Consider the following 20,660-nt stretch of genomic DNA (forward strand, 5'->3'; position numbering starts at 1 on the left):
CCGGAACTGAGTATTCCTAGCGGCCTTCCCCAACATTAAAGACTCAAGGGTTAGTTTCTTAAAATAAGGTTGTTAGCGAACGTTTACTTTCACTGTTATACGCTTGCCATTCTCGTTGATCTCTATCAGATAGATGCCGGTAGATACCGGGATACGGGTAGTTCCGATAATTGAATCGCCATACAGGCTAACTCCAGTCACCGCGATGATACGGATCGAGATTGGACGGGCCGGATGAACGGTTATCGCACCTCGCTCGCAATAGATTTGATGATCGTTGATGATTTGCTCGATACCTACCGTGCCGGAGACAGTTACCACACAAGACGCCGTCTTGTTTCCATCATCGGTAGCCACGGTAATCTTGCAGGTACCGATCTTCAGCGCGGTAACGACACCATCCGCGTCAACAGTAGCCACCGTCTCGTCGCTGCTGCTCCAAGAGACGGTTTTCATAGTGGCGTTATTAGGGGTAACTTTCGCTTGCAAGGCAAAAGATTCACCTACGGCCAATGCCTTGGACGTGATATTCAAGGAAACTCCCGTAACAGCCACATCTGTTCCCGGAGGTGTAGAAACCGGCTTGAACTCCGTCCTAATAGCCAATGACTTATCGACTTCAATCTCTACAGGCGAAGTCGTATACTTCTCTTCGCCTATTTGAATAACGGCCAATTCATAATCCGGATTGGCTTCCGCCTCAATGATTAGCTTAGTCGCTTTCGCCACAGCGGTTCCACTCGTTATCTCGGTCTTCTCACCCTCACCCTTCAACATATAGACTTTCAAAGAACCATTTTCCGGTTGAGCGAACGTGACAACTAACGCATCCGAACTTTTCACCGTAACCTCCGCTTCCGTAGTCGCATCCTCATAATTCGGATCATACGACGTGAAGATCACTTCCTTTTTCTGGCTATTGCCGGGTTTCAATATAGCTGACGCGTCAGCCCATTCAAATTTACCGGATATGGTAGTCCCATCGGCACCTTTCGCAACACCACCGGATAATAGGGATTCCGACAAGGACTGACCTTCCGTGATCGTAGATGCGGTAGGAGCCACTACCTTTACGACCTTCGCTTTCTTTATCACTAATTTCTTGGTTGCCTCGAAAGATCGCCAGTTCTCATCCCCGGTACGTGTTACAGTCACAAGATAAGTACCCGCGTTCAATGGAGTAGCAACCGATCCATCCGTATTTGAATATTTAATATTTACATCTGTCGGATAACTACCGCTCAAAATGTCTTTCAATTCCACAAGCCTTACGGAACCATTATAAACAAACTCCAAATCTGAAGGATTCGCCGTTATTTTAGGTTTATCCACAAAATTCGGGGTGTATGTCGCATCAGCCGCCAAAGTAACCGTTATCTCTGGGTTCTTTCTATCGGCGCTTGAGACATTATCACTCCAAGAATCAAAACGCTGATTCTCGCTAGGAGCTACCGCTCGCAACTTTAAAACCGTATTCTCCGGAACTTCCGAATAATCGCTAATAACCAAGCCTCCATTCGTAACCTCCGTATTTGAGGTACTTAAAGAAAACGTTTTTACTTCACCAACCGGCATTGAATAATCTACCGATTCATAATTACTCTTGTCAAGTGGGGTAAAGCGCAGAATATTTACCTGATCCTTTGTCGGGATTCCGGTCACATTCGCACGAAGCGCCGATTTTTGTGTAGAAGGATTCCATTCCACATCCTCGAAGTCTTGAGTAAGTTTAGCATCAACCTTTTCATAATTATCCCCTCCTATAGTCGGTACTTCCAGCAATGCCATACCAGCCTTCTTGATAATCAGCTCGGCAGTTATATCCACGGCTTTAAATAAATCATCCTCGCCACGGGTAATCCGAACTTTATAAGTTCCGGCCGATTTAGGATTCTCTGTCATTTCTACCCCACTCCGGGAATATGCGACCTTAAAGTCCAAACCGGAATAGCCCGTAATCTTAACCTCGAAATTCCGGTATTGCTTATTATAGACTACCGTTTGCGTCGTCTTATCAATCAGCGAGGCCAAATCTTTCTTCTCCACATAATTAGCGGTAACAACCATAGGGCCGGAAACGGTGAATACATCTCCATCCTTGATCTCGGAAGAGTTCACCATCATATTCATAAAACGATATCCCGTTTCCGTCTCAACAGAAGCGGTCAATTGAGTCATATAAGGAACCTTAGAACCGGAAGCCACCTCTTTACCGGCCTTATCTTTCAATACGACTTTACCCGCATTAGGGATATTCAATGCCGAGGTTATTTGATATTTCACCAATTGGAAACTTGCGCTCACCGTAACATCTCCGGTCCCAACCGTAAATGAGCCATCAGCCTCATTATAATTCGCACCTTCCACTTTCACGGATGCCAGCTCATAGCCATAATCCGCATTTCCTATCACCTTCACTTTCACACCTTCAGAGATAGCCTCACCGGGAGTAACAGGCGCCTTCGTATCCACCTCGATCAGATTAACGCTACCATTCTTCAACTCCCCAACCTTGACCAAATGTTTATCCGGTTCTTTTTGCAGGAAATCGGCCGATATATCAGCGGCTTGTGTCAAAGTATAAGAACCGTTATTCACCAAAGCCCCGTTCACCTTCACGGACTGAACCATATAGCCCGCATCCGGAGTCGCCGTGATAGTCAATAAGGTTCCCTGCAAAAACTCAGCACCATTCTTTACCTCCACGCCATTCGCGAAGACCTTCAAGGAACCATTCATCGGATCCGTAAACGTCACGCCATAAAGGACTGGATCAAAACGGGCTACGATATCCAAGTTCGCATTCGCTTGCAACTCCCGTGTAGCCGATGTATTCCCATCACTCCAGCCGGCAAACCGGTAATTCTTATCTGCGACGGCTGTCGCTTTCAAAACCGAGCCTCTCGCATATTTATCATTTGCGGTACGCCCCTCCAAGATGACAGTACCGAAATTACCGGCGGTAACATTCATAGAATAAACAGGAATTACGTTCAAGGTTATAAACGTATCTTTAGCCGCATAGTGAACAGGATCATTCGGTTCGAATATCAAGTCGTACTTTTTCTTATCCGGAGAAGCGATCTCGTTCGGAGCTTTCCAGATAAATGATCCGGAAGAAGTACCATCGATCAAGGTACACGCCGATAAAGCCTGTCCTTCCTCAATACGACCCGGAGTAGGTAACACCAAACTCTCCACCTCTTTCTTACTCTCCACCACTAACGTAACCGTATCAGAGAGGCTACGGTATGTCAAGTCCTCCGCACGGCTCAAACGGGCCTTATAAGAACCCACGGCCAACGTGGAAGGCAATGCCGTAACCCAAGCCGTACCGCTCAATTGATATTCGATCTTGATGTCCCCGACAGCGCTTGTTACCGTGACCGGCTTGATGGAGCCGACCGTCTGGACAAGGTTGTTAGCCACGAACCTCACCGTATCTTTGGAGACGAACGCAAAGATATAGCTATCGCCACTCGTCAGACTAGGAGTCGTGTACGTGTAAGAGGTATTTCCATTGGCATACGTTCCCTTGATCTTCGAGATATCCACGTCCGAAGAGCCTTGCTTAATAGCCCCTAGCCTATAGTTGGCATTCGATACGATCGAGAAAATGACGGGCTTACCGTAAGCGATCTCACCACCGCTCATGATGTCCTTGTTGTCCATCTTGGCGGTAACCGTACCCTGTCCACCATCGACAGCGTAAGCCAAGGTATTGGCATTACGGATCGTAAACGTTTTAGAGGAATCTTCTAATGCGGCATACTCCATGGTCTCCGGACTAAATAAGACGATCTTATAAGCTCCGACTATCTGCGGTAACGTGGAAGTCTCCGAACCATCGGCCGCACGATATCGAACCACTTGTCCCGCTATTTCCGGCGTAAACTTAATAACCGGCAAATTCTTCCCGGCCACGATCTCGTCTTTTGTCGCCGAAGAACCTGTTACACTCACGGAAATCGTTTTCTTCGCGGCGAAACCTACCGACAAGGTCGTAGAGGCGGTTAACGAGGCGGTCGTATAGGTATAAGAGATCGTGTTATCCTTGTTAAGCGCACCTTTTGGCAAGGCTGATACCGCGGTTCCATTCACAACAATCTTATTCAATAGAAATCCGGGGTTAGCGATAATTGTAAATACGGCAGGTTGCCCGTTAATGATCTCGCTACCGCTTGCCATGTCCGTAGAGCCCATCTTGGCGGTAACCGTACCTTGTCCGGCCGTTTCCACGTTATAATTTAATACATTCGCTTTAGATACCGTAAACTTCATGTTCTCATCCTTCAAGGCGGCATATTCCGCAGTCTCGGGACTGGTCGCAACGATCGTGTAAACACCATCCGCCGCAGGAAGTTTATCGGATAAAGCTCCGGAAGCGTTCTTATATTGAACCTTCTGCCCCGCTATCGTATTGGGGGTAAATGTGATAACCGGAAGATTCTTACCAGCCAAAACCTCATCCTTCGTGGCAGATAATGGATTGGCTGTTACAGATACGGTTTTCTTCGCAGCAAATCGCACGTCAATAACCGTAGAAGCGGTCAATGCCGATGTCGTATAATCCGCATAGGAAGTCTCATTCGTAGAAGAATTAAAAGTTCCTTTCGGCAAAGTCACCTCATTATTATCTACGGTAAGTTTGCTCAACACATAACCGGGCTTGGAGGTAATATTCAATACGGCTGGCTTATTATAAACGATCTCACCATCACTAGCGATAGTGGAGCCATCCATAGAAGCGGTTACAGATCCTTGCGCCTCCTCAAACGAGTAGGAAAGCGTATGGGGCGGTTGTACCTTGAATAGAATCGCCTTGTTTATGGCGGCTTGCGTATCAGTCTCCGACTTGGTTACGACAACATAATAAAGTCCAGCCTTTTCGGGTAGCTCATCCGTCAAAGCAGCAGAGCCATCCTCCCTGTATTGTACTTTATACCCCGTAATAACCGGGTCAAAAGTAACCTTGGGCAAATTCACCTTCGCTCTTATCTCATCCAAAGTGGCATACTCAGGAGAGATCGTGACCGTCACCTGCTCTTTCGCCTTGAACACCGCCTTGATTTCCGTACTACCGGTTAAAGCGGTGGAAGTATAGGAATAAGTGGTCGTATTATCATTTTGAAAAGTACCGCTCGGCAACGTGCCAATAGTAGCCGTATTCATCGTTATATCCGACAGGACATATCCGGGCTTCGCCGTGATCGTGAAAACGGGTTTACTATTATATGCCACCTTGGAACCTGTGGCTACCGTACTGGTTATGGTTCCTTGATCCGTATTCGCCGAGCTATAATTCAACGTCACCTTGAACGTCGGAAGATCCGGGGCGGAACGTAAATCTGAATCTTGCGCATGTACCTGTGCCATCGCGATGACAGCAAGGAATATCGCTAATATACTCTTTTTCATGTTTATCATTGTTTTAATCGTTATTTAACCCTTACTAATTGACCGTTCACGGCATAGATGCCCGAAGAAACCATGATCCGCTGTCCGTCCGTAACCTCGCCACGATAAGCGACCTTGCCATTCATTCCGATGATCACCACGTCCATAGGCTCCGGCGTGTGGATCACGATAGCGCCACGATCGGTAGTCACGTAATAACCATCTACCGGCTCGATCGTCTGGTTGCCCGTAACCACGCCATCGCCAATACGTAAAGAGCGAAGCGTACTCAATGTCTTGGCGTCTGTCAAGACAAAGCTTTGGAAAGGCTTGATCTCCGGGTTTGCCTCTTGCTCGAAAGAGGTTCCATCCGCTGTCAATATATAAGCGGATTGTTTCAAGGTAATCGTAAATGTATTCGGATTCGAGCACATCAAGAAAGTACCTGTTTCAGTTGGAGCGGCAGGTTCTTCCAAGGTCTTGAATTCAAAAGCTCCTTCGGAAGAGATCGTATAGGTATCGCCATTAGCCGCCCAAAGACCAGCCATGCCAAAAGCACTCTCATCCACCACGAACTCCGGAGTCTTGTTATCCTTCAGCCTAGCGAACCAGATACCATTATCAACATTTTGAGTACTTGGAGCCGAGATCTCCTCCTCCATAGAGTTCTTGATCACGGCAGAGGTAAATGGCATTCCAAACGCCTTCCATCCCGTAGCAGACAAAAGTGGAGCGAAACGAAGAGACCGAGCCGTCAACTTCCCTTCCGTAGCGGTAAATACCACTTGTGCATCCTCTTCCATCATCACTGTATCTAAAGCCATAGGCACCGAGACAGTCAGTGTCGCTCCATTTAGAATATTCACCTGTCGATCTTGAAAAGATGTGGCCCACGTAGTATCACTTTTTATGTCAATGGCTACTACACATTCTTTTATAGAAAATGACTGCGCACCTTGATTCAACCAATAAACCCTTTTAAATGGATTAGCAATAGCATATGCTTTAGCTGTATTTTCCTCTATTACTAAACGACCATCCTTGCAATTAAAAATAACACCATCCGGGATAGTATAAGGCTCCCATGTGTCCACATCCGGAAAGAAATTAGGCTTTGCCGCATTTAAAGAATTAAGCGTTTCTGCCATAGTCGTATCAGGAATCAGTATTATATCTCCCGCATAGGCAATGCCTTCATGGTAATATGTACTCCCATACAATTCTCCAAAATCGATTGCTGTTACTATAGAGACCGCCGCATTCCTAAATGAACCATCCGGTTTATTAATGATTACACAAGGTTTCCCTTTCTGATCTTGAAATTGCACATCAGTGCCTTCCACCATGATTACATTATTATATTCATCAGGATTCATACCATAACCCACTATAGTTGGGTTCTTTATGTTATCAGTAGTTGAGACAATTGTTTTTCCTTTCAATATAATCTTATTATCACAAGGAGTAGGAGTAAAACTACCATTTATTTTAATCGGAGTCATTGCCATTGTCTCTTGTTCATCAAACTTATTCCCGATATAAGAATCTTCAATCACAATCTCGTTATTGGAAGCTCCCACTGTAGAATTATTTGTTGATATCGCTATAGCCGCAAAACTATCGGAAACACCCTTATTTTTTGTCTTACCAGTTAAGGTACTCCCGCCCGAAACATGAACGTTCATATCTGAGGTCTCATACAAATAGAGAGCACCGTATCCTACGATGTTCGATTTATTCTTTATTGTCAATTTTTGATCGCCGGCGTTATTAGCATAAATACAATAATGGTTATTTAGCAAGATTGTCGTACTATCTACCGTCACTGGCGTTTTTTTATGGTGAATATATACACCAAATTGATTCGAACCGTTCACCTGTCCATCAATCTTTGTGTTAACAAGAGAGACATCCGTCAGTTCTCCATCAATAAGAACTCCTGCTTGTGCGTTAGCCGCCAAATTTATTGTAGTATTTTCAACATGTACAGTCCCCTTTGCCGTTGCTCCCAGAAGAATCGCATTTTGTAATACTTCTGCAGGATTTGGGTTCTTACGATCACCATAGCCTTGTGTATTATTATTCATAATACAATTATCTATCAACAAATCCGCATTACCGGTTACCTCTATAATTGGAGTACATTTTCCAGAAGTAACTTTCGTTGGCGTATAATCGATACTCAATCCTTTTATTTTAACATCGGTAGCAGTATTATTGGCAGAGCCATTAATCAAGATCGCGCCTTTTATAATAGTCTTGTCCCGCCCAGTTCCTTGAATTGTGATAGATTTATCTAATGGTAGAGTCATTGGTAAAGTATATTCTCCTTCCGGGAAAACGATACGATTTTGATCAGTCAAATCTACCTCAGAAAGTAGACTAGACATATCGCAAGCCGCATTACGTAATGAACCATCTTGGTTGAAAACAGTAATCGCTGATTTCTCATCTGCGATCTGGTACTTAACCGTATTGTCGCAATTAAAAGTATTCGTTTTATAATCCTGTATCAAAACCCCTACATTATTTTTATTCACTTTCAGTACAGAGCCCTCACCAATATTAAATGTATTACCCGTACTACGAACAGAAATAGGATATTGCAGAGCTGTACTTTCCATAAAAGCAAACAAATTAGTATTTTTTATATCAAAGGAATTGTTAATCGCATTGTCTTCTTCATCTTTATTTAATACAATCGTAGCAAAATCATTTGATCCTTTAAGTTGATAGTTATGAGACTCCAATGTTGAATTAGCTATCTTAAACTTATTATTAGATGACCAAATATTGAGTGCCGCCCATGAATCTATTTTTGAATCTACAATTGAAATCGAAAGATTATCATTTAGCGCTGTTACATTTATTGCATAATAAAATCCTTTGATAGTACTATTATTTTTCATTTCTATGGACGATCCATTCATATTTGAGAAACTTATTCCTCTACTATAAGTACCATTCTTCGGATATACCGCAGAAAGAATATGAGAATTATCCAATACAATAGTATTTTTCACCTTAGTCGTATTTCCAAACGAAGAGAACCCTCGATTGTAAGACCCTTCTAAATAAATACAAGAATTCGTAAGAGATACATTCACATTATCACAAATACTATTAGAATCATAGCTTTTTCCCAGATTAACAATGCCCATAGAACTTTTACCCCAACCATCACCACTACCTGCTGTTAGTTGATGAAGATGGACCCCAGACAAATTCAAATTCACATTCTTAGACATCACATTAATAAGGCCTTGGCTTAATGTTGTACCTTTTGTAATCTGTAAATTCCGCAAATTGACATTGATTACGCTCTCTTCCTCATCCCGTTGAATATCTAGCTGCCCTTCTATAATACAATTTGTCGAATCACTGCCAATAATTGTAATAGACTTTGGAATAACGATAGGTGAAACTTGGGGATAAATTCCCTCTGCCACACGAATGGTAGCCCCATCTGCGGCTTTTTCAATCGCTTTCGCAATTGTAGCCAAAGGAGCTTCTACACCACCTCCGTTACCATCAGAACCCGAAGTGCTGACATACAAATCCGTCTGTCCCCACCCCACACTCGTTGCCACCATAAACACGGCGAACAAGAAAAGTAGTCTTCTTTTCATACGATTAATTTTTATAAGTTAGTAATATTCAATTATTTAAAACATTCACCCTATATTCATAAACTCTGTAGTTTTCTGCATATCAGCCTTCTCATAATCATCATTTACAAGCAGTTATGCGAAATCATCGGTTATAAAACGACTAGTCTAAACGATCATTTTATTCTGGCGTTTTATTGAATTCAACGCATAAGCGTCCATATTTACGTTTATGCGTTGATAATCAATTTTTAAAAGTTTCTCTGGATTTTGTTTTATTCAAAAATATAGCCTATCTTTAACGCCTAGAATAAACGATCGTTTAGACTAGGCGTTTTTATCTATTACAGAATACTTATAGATCAAATATTTTTACGTAAACAAAATTTTCTACCATAAAAACTTTATATCATCACAAGCTATAAGATTCTCTTCTTAAAGCATGTGGAATAGCATAACTAACCAAATATCAGACTGCAACTATACATAATTGAGATAAAAGGAATTCTACAATATTGATTTTATGAAAACATCTACAATATCTACCACTACGCCATGTATGCTTTATAAATCAAAGCATTACATATAGGTTGTAGATAGCCTGACATCTACAATTATCATTCAACATCTACCACTTATACTTGACATTGATACTTTTTCTTTGCATTGGAAAGAATACGTGCAATTTTTGAAAGACAAATTCCTGTCTTATGCTGATATAGGTAGACACATTCAATAACAATAAAATGTGTAATTATTATGCGCAAAAAACATGAGCATTACAGCGAAGAAGAGAAATTGCATCTTCTTCATTCTTATTATCAATCCGGCATGAGCAAAACCAGTTTTTGCAAACAACATGGTATTAGTGGGATAACTTTGTTAAATAAATGGCTGGCGAAGTATGAATCAGTGGTAAAAGAGGTATCTTTGGCTCCGTGTCAAGCCCCTACGGATATGAGCGATCGAAGCAAAGAGGATTACCATGATGAAAACGCGCGACTCAAGAAGCGTGTTAAGGAGTTGGAGAAGGCCCTTGCCTTCTCCCGGTTGGAAACCGAGGCCCGTGATTTAATGATCACGCGTGCGGAAGAGTATTTTAACATTCCCATCAGAAAAAAACCTGGGGCCAAATAGTAACGGAACTGGTCAGGCTTCGCAAGATGAAAGTAGCGCCAGCCTGCCGTCTGTTTGGCCATTGTCGTCAAGCCTATTACCAGTCCAAGGCTGACATAGGGAGCCATGTGAAGAATGAACGTCTCATGCTGGATACCGTACGTGAGATACGTGGCGAGGATCCCGGTATCGGTGGTTACAAGCTGTGGATCATGCTCACCGCCCTCTTCGGAGAGAGGTTCATGCCCGGTCGCGACAGCTTCTACACGCTGCTTCGTCGACACCGCCTGATGCTTCCTCCGCGCAAAGCCAGGGGCACAACCAATTCCAACCATCGTTACCATAAGTGGAAGAACTTGATAAAGGGCTTTGTCCCAACCTCTCCCAATCAACTGTGGGTTAGCGATATTACCTATATACCGCTTGCCGGCGGAGACGTCTGTTACCTGCATCTGGTCACGGATGCTTATTCCCATAAGATAGTGGGATGGGTACTGGCTGATAGCTTGCGTGCCTCAGCCACGCTTGAGGCGTTGCGGCAGGCCATAGACCAGGCCGTTGAGATGACAGGGAGTGAAAATCTGGAGGGCCTGATACACCACTCTGACCGTGGCGTGCAGTATTGTTGCGACGCGTACGTGGAGCGCCTTCGGCGGCATGGCATTGCCATCAGCATGACGGAAGACTACAAGCCCACGGACAATGCCGTGGCGGAACGTATCAATGGGATAATTAAAGTGGAACGCCTCTATAGGCAAGGGCTGTTCGAGACCATCGAGCGTGCCGCGAGCGTGATAGAGCGCTACATCTACTTCTACAACTACCGCCGACCGCACATGAGTGTCGGTTATAAAACCCCGGGCATAGTGCACGGGGAGAAGGAAACGCAAATAAAAATGTGGCGGAATAAAAGAAAACCCGTGAAAAGTAACGAGAAAGAGATGGATACGATAGCTTTGCAAAGCCGAACAACTAATCTCTCAGAAGGGCTCTGTTCGGCCCAGAGGTAATGTGTCTATGTTATCAGTATGAAGTTAAAAGAAGTGACTACTATATCAGTATTACTTTATAACTACTGTCTACTGATTACGTTTATAAACAAAAAAAGTGTCTAGATAAATCAGGAAAAGACATCCCTTAGGGGAACAAATAGTTTCTCCTAGAGAAAACTAAAGTTTCTTCCTGTGAAAACTAAAGTTTCATAAGCACGAACCAAAAGTTTTCCGCTATGAAAACTTTTGTTTTATGCCTTAAAAACTATAAATACCTATTATTCAATATTTTAAATCAATACACAAGGTATACAAATAACCAAGCAGACAGCCAGTTGGAATACCGTCGCAGAACGAGTAATGTTGATAGCGAATAGTGAACGGCTGCATTTAGTGGTTGAAAAGCAGTAAATAGTGGTAGATGCAAGCTGATAGTGGTAGATGTTTATTATCTACCACCATTCAACAAATTTCTTATAATTAGATACTTATATAGATAATGGCAGATATGGTAGATGATTTAGTTTTTTCATTTCTATATATAACCCCATTCGCAAGAATGTTGCAGCAGTTTATAATAAACAAGACTTTATATAATCTTCTATTTCTTGAGCAGTTACAGCATAAGTCGGTGCAAGTTGCTCAAAATGGGAGTCTCTTGTAAAACGAGAGCCGTTGGTGAGCATAGCCAACAGGTTTTTGGATTTCAATTTATGTCCAGAGTAAGTGAGGGCTAAAGATACCAAATCGTTGATAGGTACACCAGACTTTAAGATGGAATAAATATCATAATAATCGCGAAAATTACTCCTGCGCAGCAGCACCTCCATCTTCATAGCTCCAATAGACTTTACATCTGCCAATCTGAGATTATTCAGATATTCCACAGGCATACTGACAGGAGAATATTTGGGGCAGGCATAAAACGAGAACTTTACTCCAGACACTAAATATTCCACATGGTCTATATCTAAAATGTTCTTATGCTGAGTGTCACCTATTGCAGCGAGCTCTTTCTCTATCTGATACCATGCCACTTCCATTTTCTCTGTTTTAGAAGTACGCCATTTCATAAAGTCCAAGTCCTCACTTTGCCGAGTTCCCATTTGCAATGACAAAGCAGTGCCACCTACCAAGAGATAGGGTTTGATGCAGTCCAGCTTAGAGACAGCTTCAAAAACTTGCAGCGTGTGTGGAGCTAAACCTTTCATGCAAACATTTTATTAAGGTGGCGAGTAGCCATAGACTTTATATAAGCATCTGGCTTCTTTGCCTTGAAATAATACCATGCGAAGAAACGATTCAACGTGTAGAGATATTCCGCTTGGGGAACAAGATAATCCAGCCACACCTGCTTGATTTTCTTGAAAGGATAAATTAGAAACAGTTGGTTTATTTCTTCCAAGTCAAGATGCAACAAAGTTTTCTCTATCAGCATATCATCTGGAATATCCTTGATAGAGTTTTCATTGTACGACCAGAAGCAGTGTTCTTGCTTCAGTTTCGCCAATAGTTCTTGTTTTACCACATCTCTTGACATAACTTCCTGTTTTAGAATGACACAAATTTAGTGATTATTCTTGTCAGAAGCAAATCACAATAGAGAATGTTACATTGTGAATAAGATTTTTAAATAAGAGAAACGCCAATATCGCTCGAAATGGAACGTATTGGCGTTTTCTTTTTCTTATTCCTCCACAGGTTCCCCGAACAGGGTTGCCGAGGAAGCCTTATGGATCTTGACTTTTATGAATTGACCTACATGATAGTTCTTCTTATCAAAGATGACCACCTTGTTTTGGCTGGTTCGTCCGAACAATTGCTCACGGGAACGTTTCGAGAATCCTTCTATCAGAACCTCGAAAGTCTTGCCTATATCCCGCAAGTTACTTTCCTCGGACAACTTATTTTGCAAATCGATCATACCTTGCAAACGACGTACCTTCTCTTCTTCCGGTACATTATCCTCCAAATGGCTAGCGGCATATGTACCCGGACGTTCGGAATATTTAAATAAGAAAGCACTATCATATCCCACTTCACGCATCAAGGATAAAGTCTCTTGATAATCCTCCTCGGTCTCGGAATGGAAACCGCAGAATAAATCAGTCGAGATAGCGCAATCCGGTACGATACGACGGATCGCCGCTATACGGTCCAGATACCATTCACGAGTATATTTACGATTCATGACCTTCAAGATGCGACTGCTGCCGGATTGGGCAGGCAGATGGATAAACTTACAGATATTGTCGTTCGCGGCAATCACACGTAAGGTATCATCGCTCATGTCCTTCGGATGGGAGGTCGTAAAACGAATCCGCATATCGGGAACCTCTTTCGCCACACGATCCAACAAGATCGGGAAGGTTATGGTCTCACCTTCTTTCTCGAAAGAATAGGAGTTTACATTTTGTCCCAACAACGTAACTTCCTTAAAGCCTTTCTCATGCATATCCCGTATCTCATTCAAGATACTCTCGATGTCCCGGCTACGCTCGCGTCCTCTTGTATAAGGTACGATGCAATACGTACAGAAATTATTACAACCGCGCATAATAGACACGAAACCGGAGATATGTACACCCGGTAACTTCAAAGGAATAACATCCTTATAGGTCTCTTGGGTAGAAAGCTCCACGTTGATCGCTTTCTCTCCGTGCTCTACCGCTCCCACCAAGTTCGGCAAGTCCAGATAAGAATCCGGTCCTACCACCAAGTCGGCATGATGCACATGGATCAGGTCTTCCTTCACTCGTTCGGCCATACATCCCAATACACCGACAATTAATGACTTCTTTTTCCGCTTTAAAGACTGGAAATACTGTAGCCGCCCATAGATTTTCTGTTCGGCGTTGTCGCGTACGGAGCAAGTATTCACGAAGATGGCATCCGCCTCCTCGATATTCTCCGTCATACTATAGCCATCCATCTTCATGATAGAAGCTACAACTTCGCTGTCCGCCACATTCATCTGACAGCCGTAGGTCTCGATAAACAACTTTCGTTCATCGCTTTGGGTAGCGGATTTTAAGTCCACACCGTTTTCTTGATTTACCATACTATATGTTAATAGAATTTAAATAAGCAAGATTCTTAAAAATAATTACGCAAACGCTTGCATAGTTCGAATCCCACTGTTATATTTGCATTCGAAAAACGTAAATTTTTTCATAGTTAAGGTTTTGGTTAAATCGAATAAGGGTGGCTGTGAAGTTACCCTTATTTACTTTTATACCTATCTGATGTTTTATATACTCCCATCTTTTCACTTCTCAATTATTCTTCTTACATTTGGAGGTGCAAAAATAATCAAAGTTTATGGATAACGTAGGAGATTGGTTATATATTGTTTTCCTGATTATCGCCGCGGTCAGTGGCTTATTCAGTTCGAAGGACAAAAAAAAGAAGAAGAGTCGTCCCGATATATTAGGACAACCCGACAGGGAAATTGTGCCCAATGACCAGCCTACGGAAGGAAAAGGCTTCTGGGAGATACTGGAAGATATGCAAAAGGAAACGCGAAAACCTAAGCCCGCTCCCCGACAAAAGCAGGTAAAGCCAAAGGTTGAGAAGCCTAAGGTCGCAACCTCATCGTCTGCCCCTTCTCCATTCCTTTCCGCCGAGAAGAATATCCCGAATCATATCGCGACCCGGCCATCCGTAAGGATGAGTGCTATCGAGGAAGAACCGGGGCTTATGCCGGAAGATACCTTCAGAGACATCGAGGAATTGAAGAAAGCGATCATTTGTGCGGAGATTCTAAACCGGAAGTATTAATTTACGCCACACTTATATTCGATTCAGCGTAATTTTATGTAAGTTTGCGCCCGAAATATTGAACAGTAAGTATTTACCTAAAAACATAAAAACTAATTATCATGGCATTAAAATTCATTACAGCTGAAGAAGCCGCATCTTATGTGCATCATAATGACAATGTTGGTTTCAGTGGTTTTACACCCGCAGGATGCCCGAAAGTCGTTCCCGGAGCTATCGCCCGGAAGGCAGCGGAAGAACACGCTAAAGGTAACCCTTTCCAAATCGGTATGTTTACCGGTGCTTCTACCGGTGATAAGCTAGACGGAGAGTTGGCTCGCGCTAACGCCATCAAATTCCGTACACCGTACCAATCGAACAAAGACTTACGTGCCGCATTAAACGCTCATCAGGCACAATATTTCGATTTGCACCTGTCTGAATTGGCACAAAGCTTGCGTTACGGATTCTTGGGTAAGATCGATGTAGCGATCGTAGAGGCTGCCGATGTTACTGAGGATGGTGAGATCGTTCCGACTTCAGGTGTTGGTATCTTACCTACTATCTGTCGTATGGCAGACCGTATCATCGTTGAGTTGAACTGCCGTCACCCGAAAGAAATCCGCGGTATGCATGATATTTACGAGCCGGCTGATCCTCCTTTACGCCGTGAGATCCCTATCTACACTCCTTCTGACAGGATCGGTAACGATTGTGTAAAAGTAGACCCGGCTAAGATCGTTGGTGTGGTAAGGACCGATGAGCCGAATGAAGGTGGAAAATTCTCTCCGCTGGATGATGTTACGATGGCAATCGGTAAAAACGTTGCGGACTTCTTGGTTAGCGAGATCAAGGCCGGCCGTCTTCCGAAAGAATTCGTTCCATTGCAGAGTGGCGTAGGTAACGTGGCTAACGCAGTCTTGGGCTGCATGGGAGCTAATGAGTCTATCCCCGCATTCAATGTATATACTGAGGTTATTCAAGATGCGGTTATCGAATTGATGAAACAAGGTCGCGTTAAATTCGCCAGCGGTTGCTCTTTGTCCGTAAGTAACGAGGTGATCCGTGAGATCTACGCTAATCTTGATTTCTTCAAGGATAAGATCTTGCTTCGTCCGCAAGAGATCTCAAACAATCCGGAGGTTGCCCGCCGTTTAGGTTTGGTTGCGATCAATACGGCTTTGGAGGCTGATATCTTCGGTAATATCAACTCTACACACGTATCCGGTACTCGTATGATGAATGGTATCGGTGGTTCCGGCGACTTTACCCGTTCGGCTATGTTGTCGATCTTCACGACTCCGTCTACGGCGAAGGATGGAAAGATCAGCGCGTTCGTACCGATGGTATCTCACTTGGATCATAGCGAGCACTCCGTGAAGATCATCATCACGGAATATGGTGTAGCGGACTTACGCGGTAAATCTCCGATCCAACGCGCTCGTTGTATCATCGACAATTGTGTTCACCCGGATTATAAACCGTTATTGGAAGAGTACCTCGCTATGGGTATCAAGGGACATACGCCTCAAAACCTGAAATGCTGTTTCGCTTTCCATGAGGAACTAGCGGCTAGCGGAGATATGCACAATGTGGATTGGAGCAAGTATAATAAGTAATACAAACATATTACATACTTATCTCAAGGCCATTCCGAATAATTTCGGGATGGCCTTTTGTTTATCTAAAAACTATTCATATCTTTGTTATATGGGAAACTGGGAGAAACAACAGGATGAAAAAAAAGAAAGCAGGGAAAGAGATCAATCCCGTAGAGAAAACCTGGGAAAGTTCTTCTATGATTTGGCTAAATTAACTTTTGCGGGTCTGGTTATTGGAGGTATTGCTACTTTTGATACAGAGCTAAAAGAGTCAATATTTATATATAGAGCTATCGTTGGTGGAATAGCAACAGTGATATTCGCCTGGATTGGAAATAAAATTTTTAAATAAGGTTTATTATGGATATGCTAAGTTTAGTTTTCACGATCAGTGCTATTGTTGGAGGTGGATTCCTCGTATGGCTATATACCAAGCCTGGTAAAAAATGGCTAGAAAATCTATAATCTCCAATATATTTTGAGGCTCCGCATAACGGAGCCTTTTTTATTTCAATTGTATATATTACAAACTCGTAATATGTTTGTAATAATTCTTTCAAACAGGCTTAACAGCTTCTTAATATGGATATCCTTTCTTTGCATCAGAATAAATAGGCAAAGATTGTGAGAAAGTTTATTGAAAAATTAGTGGAAGGAGGATTCTTGATCAGTGGAAGCGTCAGTAGCTTTACGATCTTGTTGATCATTGTCTTCTTATTTAAAGAGGCCGCAGGTCTTTTTAACAGCCCGGAGGTAGAGGAAGGATATATATTGGCCGTGAATCAGGAAAATCCGGTCGAACATTTGTCGCCCGAGCAAATCATGGATGTCTTCGATGCCAATATCACCAATTGGGAAGATTTAAACGGAGAAAATCAAGATATACTAGTCTTCCGGTTCTCGGATCTAACCAACTATTATACGGAAGAAGAGCTAGGTGAAGAATTTCAATATGTTCCCGAGAAAATCAATGAACTTATCCATAAAGAGCCCGGGATTATCGCATTCTTTCCGGAACAATACAAGTCGGAAAACTTTACGGGAAAAATCATATCGGGAGCCACGATCAAGCCTTCGGAATTCTTTGGAGGGACGAAATGGTATCCGACCTCAACTCCCGCTCCGATCTTTGGGCTGATCCCTCTATTACTAGGAACGCTGTTGGTAAGTATAGGTGCGATCGCCTTATCCCTCCCCTTCGGAGTAGCGGTAGCGATCTATATGGCAGAGATCGCCAATACAAAAACACGCAATTTATTAAAACCGCTTATCGAGTTGCTGGCTGGTATTCCCTCAGTCGTTTATGGTTTCTTCGGATTGGTGGTGATCGTTCCCCTTATCCAAAAGACCTTAGACCTTCCGGTAGGCGAGACCGCTTTCGCCGGAAGCGTGGTTTTAGCGATCATGGCGTTGCCGACCATCATCACGGTAGCGGAAGATGCCATGCGAACTACACCACGAGCCATGAAAGAGGCCAGCTTGGCATTGGGAGCCACGCAATGGCAAACCATCTATAAAGTAATAATCCCCTACTCCATATCCGGTATCACGTCCGCTGTCGTATTAGGTATAGGACGTGCGATCGGTGAGACGATGGCCGTATTGATGATAACCGGAAACGCCGCCGTTATCCCTACCTCGTTCTTCGAACCGGTACGGACAATTCCTGCCACGATAGCGGCGGAATTGGGTGAGGCCCCCGCAGGTGGAGCACATTACCAAGCCTTGTTTATGCTGGGAGTCGTGTTGTTCCTCATCACCTTGGGGTTGAGCATCGCCGTAGAATATATTTCATCCAAACGTAAAATTTAATTAAAGATATGGCACCTATTCAACATTTAGGGAATATAGACAAGAGAAAACGGGCCTCTCAACAGGTTGCTTTCGGTTTCTTTTCTTTCCTGAGTTATTTGGTAGTAGTGATCTTATTCGTAATACTGGGATTCATTATCTTAAAGGGAGCGAGCGTGATCAGTTGGGATTTCCTGACACAAGCACCCCAAGAGGGCATGACCTCCGGGGGGATTTTTCCGGCTATCGTAGGTACACTCTATTTAGTGATCGGAAGTAGCTTGATTAGTTTTCCTATCGGCATCATGAGTGGTATTTATATGAACGAGTACGCCACGAACGGGAAACTCATCCGCTTCATCCGTATCATGACGAATAATCTAAGTGGTGTTCCTTCCGTTGTTTTCGGGTTATTCGGTATGTCTCTATTCGTAAGCACCTTGGGATGGGGAGACTCTATTATAGCGGGTTCGTTTACCTTGGCGCTAATGTCCTTGCCACTTATCATCCGTACGACGGAAGAGGCTTTGAAAAGTATCGATGATTCTTTCCGCCACGGTAGCCTAGCGTTAGGGGCTACGAAATTGCAGACCATTCGCAGGGTCGTGCTACCGATGGCGTTCCCCAATATTATTACGGGATTGATTCTTTCGATCGGGCGTGTGTCCGGAGAGACCGCTCCTATCCTTTTTACGGTGGCCGCTTATTTCTTGCCGCAATTACCGAAAAGTATTTTCGACCAATGTATGGCATTACCCTATCACTTATATGTTATATCTACAAGCGGTACGGATATCGAGGCTTCCCGGGGAATGGCTTATGGCACGGCACTCGTACTGATTGTCATCGTATTATTAGTAAACCTTTTGGCAAATGCCTTGCGTAGTTATTTCGCCAAGAAGGTAAAAATGAATTAAAAAAATAAGACAATTATGATAAAGATTGATGCTAAAAACGTAGACTTTTATTATGGGGATTTCCATGCGTTGAAGAACATTTCCATGGAGATAGAGCCGAATACGTCCACCGCTTTCATCGGACCGTCCGGTTGCGGAAAGTCTACTTTCCTCCGCCTGTTCAACCGCATGAATGATTTGATTCCGGGCACTCGCATGGAAGGTCAGATCCTAATTGATGGAAGAGATATCTATACGAAAAGTGAGAAAGTGGATCGCTTACGTAAAAACGTGGGGATGGTTTTCCAGAAACCGAATCCTTTTCCTAAGACGATTTATGAGAATGTCGCTTATGGCCTGCGGGTAAACGGTGTCAACGATGAGAATTATATTGAGGAGACGGTGGTCAAGACTTTAAAGCAGGTCGTCCTTTGGGACGAGGTAAAGGATAAACTGAAAGAATCGGCATTCGCTCTTTCCGGCGGACAACAGCAACGTTTATGTATCGCCCGTGCCTTGGCGATCTCGCCTTCTATCTTGTTGATGGACGAGCCGACTTCCGCGTTGGACCCGATTTCAACCAGTAAGATCGAGGATTTGATACATGAGCTGAAAAATGATTATACGATCGTAATCGTTACCCATAATATGCAACAAGCGGCTCGTGTTAGCGACAAGACCGGATATTTCTATTTAGGGGAATTGATTGAATATGATAATACCCGGAAGATTTTCACCAATCCGGAGAAAGAGTCTACACAGAATTACATTACCGGACGGTTTGGGTAATTGAAAATTAAAAATTGAAAATTAGAAGAGTATGAAGGTTATAGAGCAGGAGATTCATTCTTTAAAAAATAGTATCAGTGAGATGTGGGCATTGGTTCACCAGCAATTATACAACGCAGGGGAGGCTATGCTTACCGGAGATAAGGAACTCGCTTATAAGGTAATCAGCCGGGAACGCCGGGTAAATGCTTTCGAGCTAAAGATCGACAGTGATTGCGAGGATATCATCGCCTTGTACGCACCGGTAGCGATCGACCTACGTTTCGTATTGGCGATGTATAAGATTAATACAAACCTAGAGCGTCTGGGAGATTTCGCAGAAAGCATCGCCCGTTTCGCAGGAAACCTTCCCGAGGGGGAACCGATTGACCCGCAACTGGTCAAGGAAACCCGGGTAGAAGAAATGCTGTCGGAGTTATTAAGCATGATCTCACTCACCAAAGAGGCTTTTGAGAAAGAAAGCTCAGAGATCGCTTCCCGTATCTTCTTGAAGGATAATTTGATCGATGAGATCAATCATAATTCTACCGCTATTATCGCCAAATATATAGAGGAGCATAAAGGTAGCGCGTTGGCAGGGTTATATATGGCCGGTGTTATCCGGAAAATGGAACGTTTCGGAGATCATTGTACGAATATAGCGGAAGAACTCATTTTCTATCTGGACGCTAAAGTCATGAAGCATATGGGCAAAACCGAGCAATAATTCGT

The 20,660-nt window shown here is 43.3% G+C and carries 14 protein-coding genes; 9 read left to right on the plus strand and 5 right to left on the minus strand.

Going from position 1 to position 20,660, the window contains the following annotated elements; all coding sequences use genetic code 11:
* Positions 1 to 72: 72 nt before the first annotated feature.
* Entirely contained in the window at positions 73 to 5,418 is a 5,346-nt protein-coding gene (locus ACYIA1_RS12750; protein WP_480335447.1) for an Ig-like domain-containing protein, read from the minus strand.
* A 20-nt stretch (positions 5,419 to 5,438) separates the two neighbouring features.
* Entirely contained in the window at positions 5,439 to 9,026 is a 3,588-nt protein-coding gene (locus ACYIA1_RS12755) for a DUF1565 domain-containing protein (protein WP_480335449.1), read from the minus strand.
* 738 nt (positions 9,027 to 9,764) lie between these two features.
* Between ACYIA1_RS12755 and ACYIA1_RS12760 the strand changes: the two genes are divergently transcribed.
* Entirely contained in the window at positions 9,765 to 10,142 is a 378-nt protein-coding gene (locus ACYIA1_RS12760; protein WP_005862367.1) for a transposase, read from the plus strand.
* 26 nt (positions 10,143 to 10,168) lie between these two features.
* Entirely contained in the window at positions 10,169 to 11,131 is a 963-nt protein-coding gene (locus ACYIA1_RS12765) for an IS3 family transposase (RefSeq protein WP_009018803.1), read from the plus strand.
* Between the two features lie 554 nt (positions 11,132 to 11,685).
* Here the strand turns inward: ACYIA1_RS12765 and ACYIA1_RS12770 are convergent.
* The 3 genes from ACYIA1_RS12770 to miaB all read right to left on the minus strand — a co-directional run bounded on the left by ACYIA1_RS12770 (position 11,686) and on the right by miaB (position 14,174).
* Positions 11,686 to 12,324 (minus strand): nucleotidyl transferase AbiEii/AbiGii toxin family protein, encoded by a 639-nt coding sequence (locus ACYIA1_RS12770; protein ID WP_009017957.1) that lies wholly within the window; start codon positions 12,322 to 12,324, stop codon positions 11,686 to 11,688.
* Positions 12,321 to 12,653, minus strand: coding sequence for a hypothetical protein (locus ACYIA1_RS12775; RefSeq protein ID WP_009017956.1), 333 nt, complete (start codon positions 12,651 to 12,653; stop codon positions 12,321 to 12,323). The genes ACYIA1_RS12770 and ACYIA1_RS12775 overlap by 4 nt, the downstream gene beginning before the upstream one ends.
* A 147-nt stretch (positions 12,654 to 12,800) precedes the next feature.
* Positions 12,801 to 14,174, minus strand: a complete 1,374-nt coding sequence (miaB, locus tag ACYIA1_RS12780; RefSeq protein ID WP_005853885.1) for a tRNA (N6-isopentenyl adenosine(37)-C2)-methylthiotransferase MiaB — start codon at positions 14,172 to 14,174, stop codon at positions 12,801 to 12,803.
* 260 nt (positions 14,175 to 14,434) lie between these two features.
* Here miaB and ACYIA1_RS12785 point away from each other — a divergent pair, with 260 nt between their 5' ends.
* From ACYIA1_RS12785 to phoU, 7 genes are all read left to right on the plus strand, one after another.
* A complete protein-coding gene (locus ACYIA1_RS12785; protein ID WP_005867082.1) occupies positions 14,435 to 14,893 on the plus strand; it encodes a hypothetical protein in 459 nt (152 codons plus the stop codon).
* 101 nt (positions 14,894 to 14,994) lie between these two features.
* Positions 14,995 to 16,491 (plus strand): butyryl-CoA:acetate CoA transferase, encoded by a 1,497-nt coding sequence (locus tag ACYIA1_RS12790; RefSeq protein WP_005867081.1) that lies wholly within the window; start codon positions 14,995 to 14,997, stop codon positions 16,489 to 16,491.
* Positions 16,492 to 16,582: 91 nt separating this feature from the next.
* Positions 16,583 to 16,825: a DUF6722 family protein gene (locus ACYIA1_RS12795; RefSeq protein WP_008778724.1), complete on the plus strand. Its 243-nt coding sequence runs from the start codon at positions 16,583 to 16,585 to the stop codon at positions 16,823 to 16,825.
* A 272-nt stretch (positions 16,826 to 17,097) separates the two neighbouring features.
* Positions 17,098 to 18,285, plus strand: coding sequence for a phosphate ABC transporter permease subunit PstC (pstC, locus tag ACYIA1_RS12800; RefSeq protein WP_480335453.1), 1,188 nt, complete (start codon positions 17,098 to 17,100; stop codon positions 18,283 to 18,285).
* Between the two features lie 8 nt (positions 18,286 to 18,293).
* Positions 18,294 to 19,181, plus strand: coding sequence for a phosphate ABC transporter permease PstA (gene pstA / locus ACYIA1_RS12805; RefSeq protein ID WP_005867077.1), 888 nt, complete (start codon positions 18,294 to 18,296; stop codon positions 19,179 to 19,181).
* A 15-nt stretch (positions 19,182 to 19,196) separates the two neighbouring features.
* The gene (gene pstB, locus ACYIA1_RS12810; RefSeq protein ID WP_005867076.1) at positions 19,197 to 19,949 is read left to right on the plus strand and encodes a phosphate ABC transporter ATP-binding protein PstB; all 753 of its coding nucleotides are present in this window, start codon (positions 19,197 to 19,199) and stop codon (positions 19,947 to 19,949) included.
* Between the two features lie 31 nt (positions 19,950 to 19,980).
* Positions 19,981 to 20,655, plus strand: a complete 675-nt coding sequence (phoU, locus tag ACYIA1_RS12815; protein ID WP_005853873.1) for a phosphate signaling complex protein PhoU — start codon at positions 19,981 to 19,983, stop codon at positions 20,653 to 20,655.
* Positions 20,656 to 20,660: the final 5 nt, after the last annotated feature.

Source organism: Parabacteroides sp. KHUB-02 (assembly GCF_056640955.1).

What these genes read in the sequence shown, in the direction of transcription:
- ACYIA1_RS12750 (WP_480335447.1), bottom strand. Translation starts at nt 5,418, where the DNA reads ATGAAAAAGAGTATATTAGCGATATTCCTTGCTGTCATCGCGATGGCA.
- ACYIA1_RS12755 (WP_480335449.1), bottom strand. Translation starts at nt 9,026, where the DNA reads ATGAAAAGAAGACTACTTTTCTTGTTCGCCGTGTTTATGGTGGCAACG.
- ACYIA1_RS12760 (WP_005862367.1), top strand. Translation starts at nt 9,765, where the DNA reads ATGCGCAAAAAACATGAGCATTACAGCGAAGAAGAGAAATTGCATCTT.
- ACYIA1_RS12765 (WP_009018803.1), top strand. Translation starts at nt 10,169, where the DNA reads ATGAAAGTAGCGCCAGCCTGCCGTCTGTTTGGCCATTGTCGTCAAGCC.
- ACYIA1_RS12770 (WP_009017957.1), bottom strand. Translation starts at nt 12,324, where the DNA reads ATGAAAGGTTTAGCTCCACACACGCTGCAAGTTTTTGAAGCTGTCTCT.
- ACYIA1_RS12775 (WP_009017956.1), bottom strand. Translation starts at nt 12,653, where the DNA reads ATGTCAAGAGATGTGGTAAAACAAGAACTATTGGCGAAACTGAAGCAA.
- miaB (WP_005853885.1), bottom strand. Translation starts at nt 14,174, where the DNA reads ATGGTAAATCAAGAAAACGGTGTGGACTTAAAATCCGCTACCCAAAGC.
- ACYIA1_RS12785 (WP_005867082.1), top strand. Translation starts at nt 14,435, where the DNA reads ATGGATAACGTAGGAGATTGGTTATATATTGTTTTCCTGATTATCGCC.
- ACYIA1_RS12790 (WP_005867081.1), top strand. Translation starts at nt 14,995, where the DNA reads ATGGCATTAAAATTCATTACAGCTGAAGAAGCCGCATCTTATGTGCAT.
- ACYIA1_RS12795 (WP_008778724.1), top strand. Translation starts at nt 16,583, where the DNA reads ATGGGAAACTGGGAGAAACAACAGGATGAAAAAAAAGAAAGCAGGGAA.
- pstA (WP_005867077.1), top strand. Translation starts at nt 18,294, where the DNA reads ATGGCACCTATTCAACATTTAGGGAATATAGACAAGAGAAAACGGGCC.
- pstB (WP_005867076.1), top strand. Translation starts at nt 19,197, where the DNA reads ATGATAAAGATTGATGCTAAAAACGTAGACTTTTATTATGGGGATTTC.
- phoU (WP_005853873.1), top strand. Translation starts at nt 19,981, where the DNA reads ATGAAGGTTATAGAGCAGGAGATTCATTCTTTAAAAAATAGTATCAGT.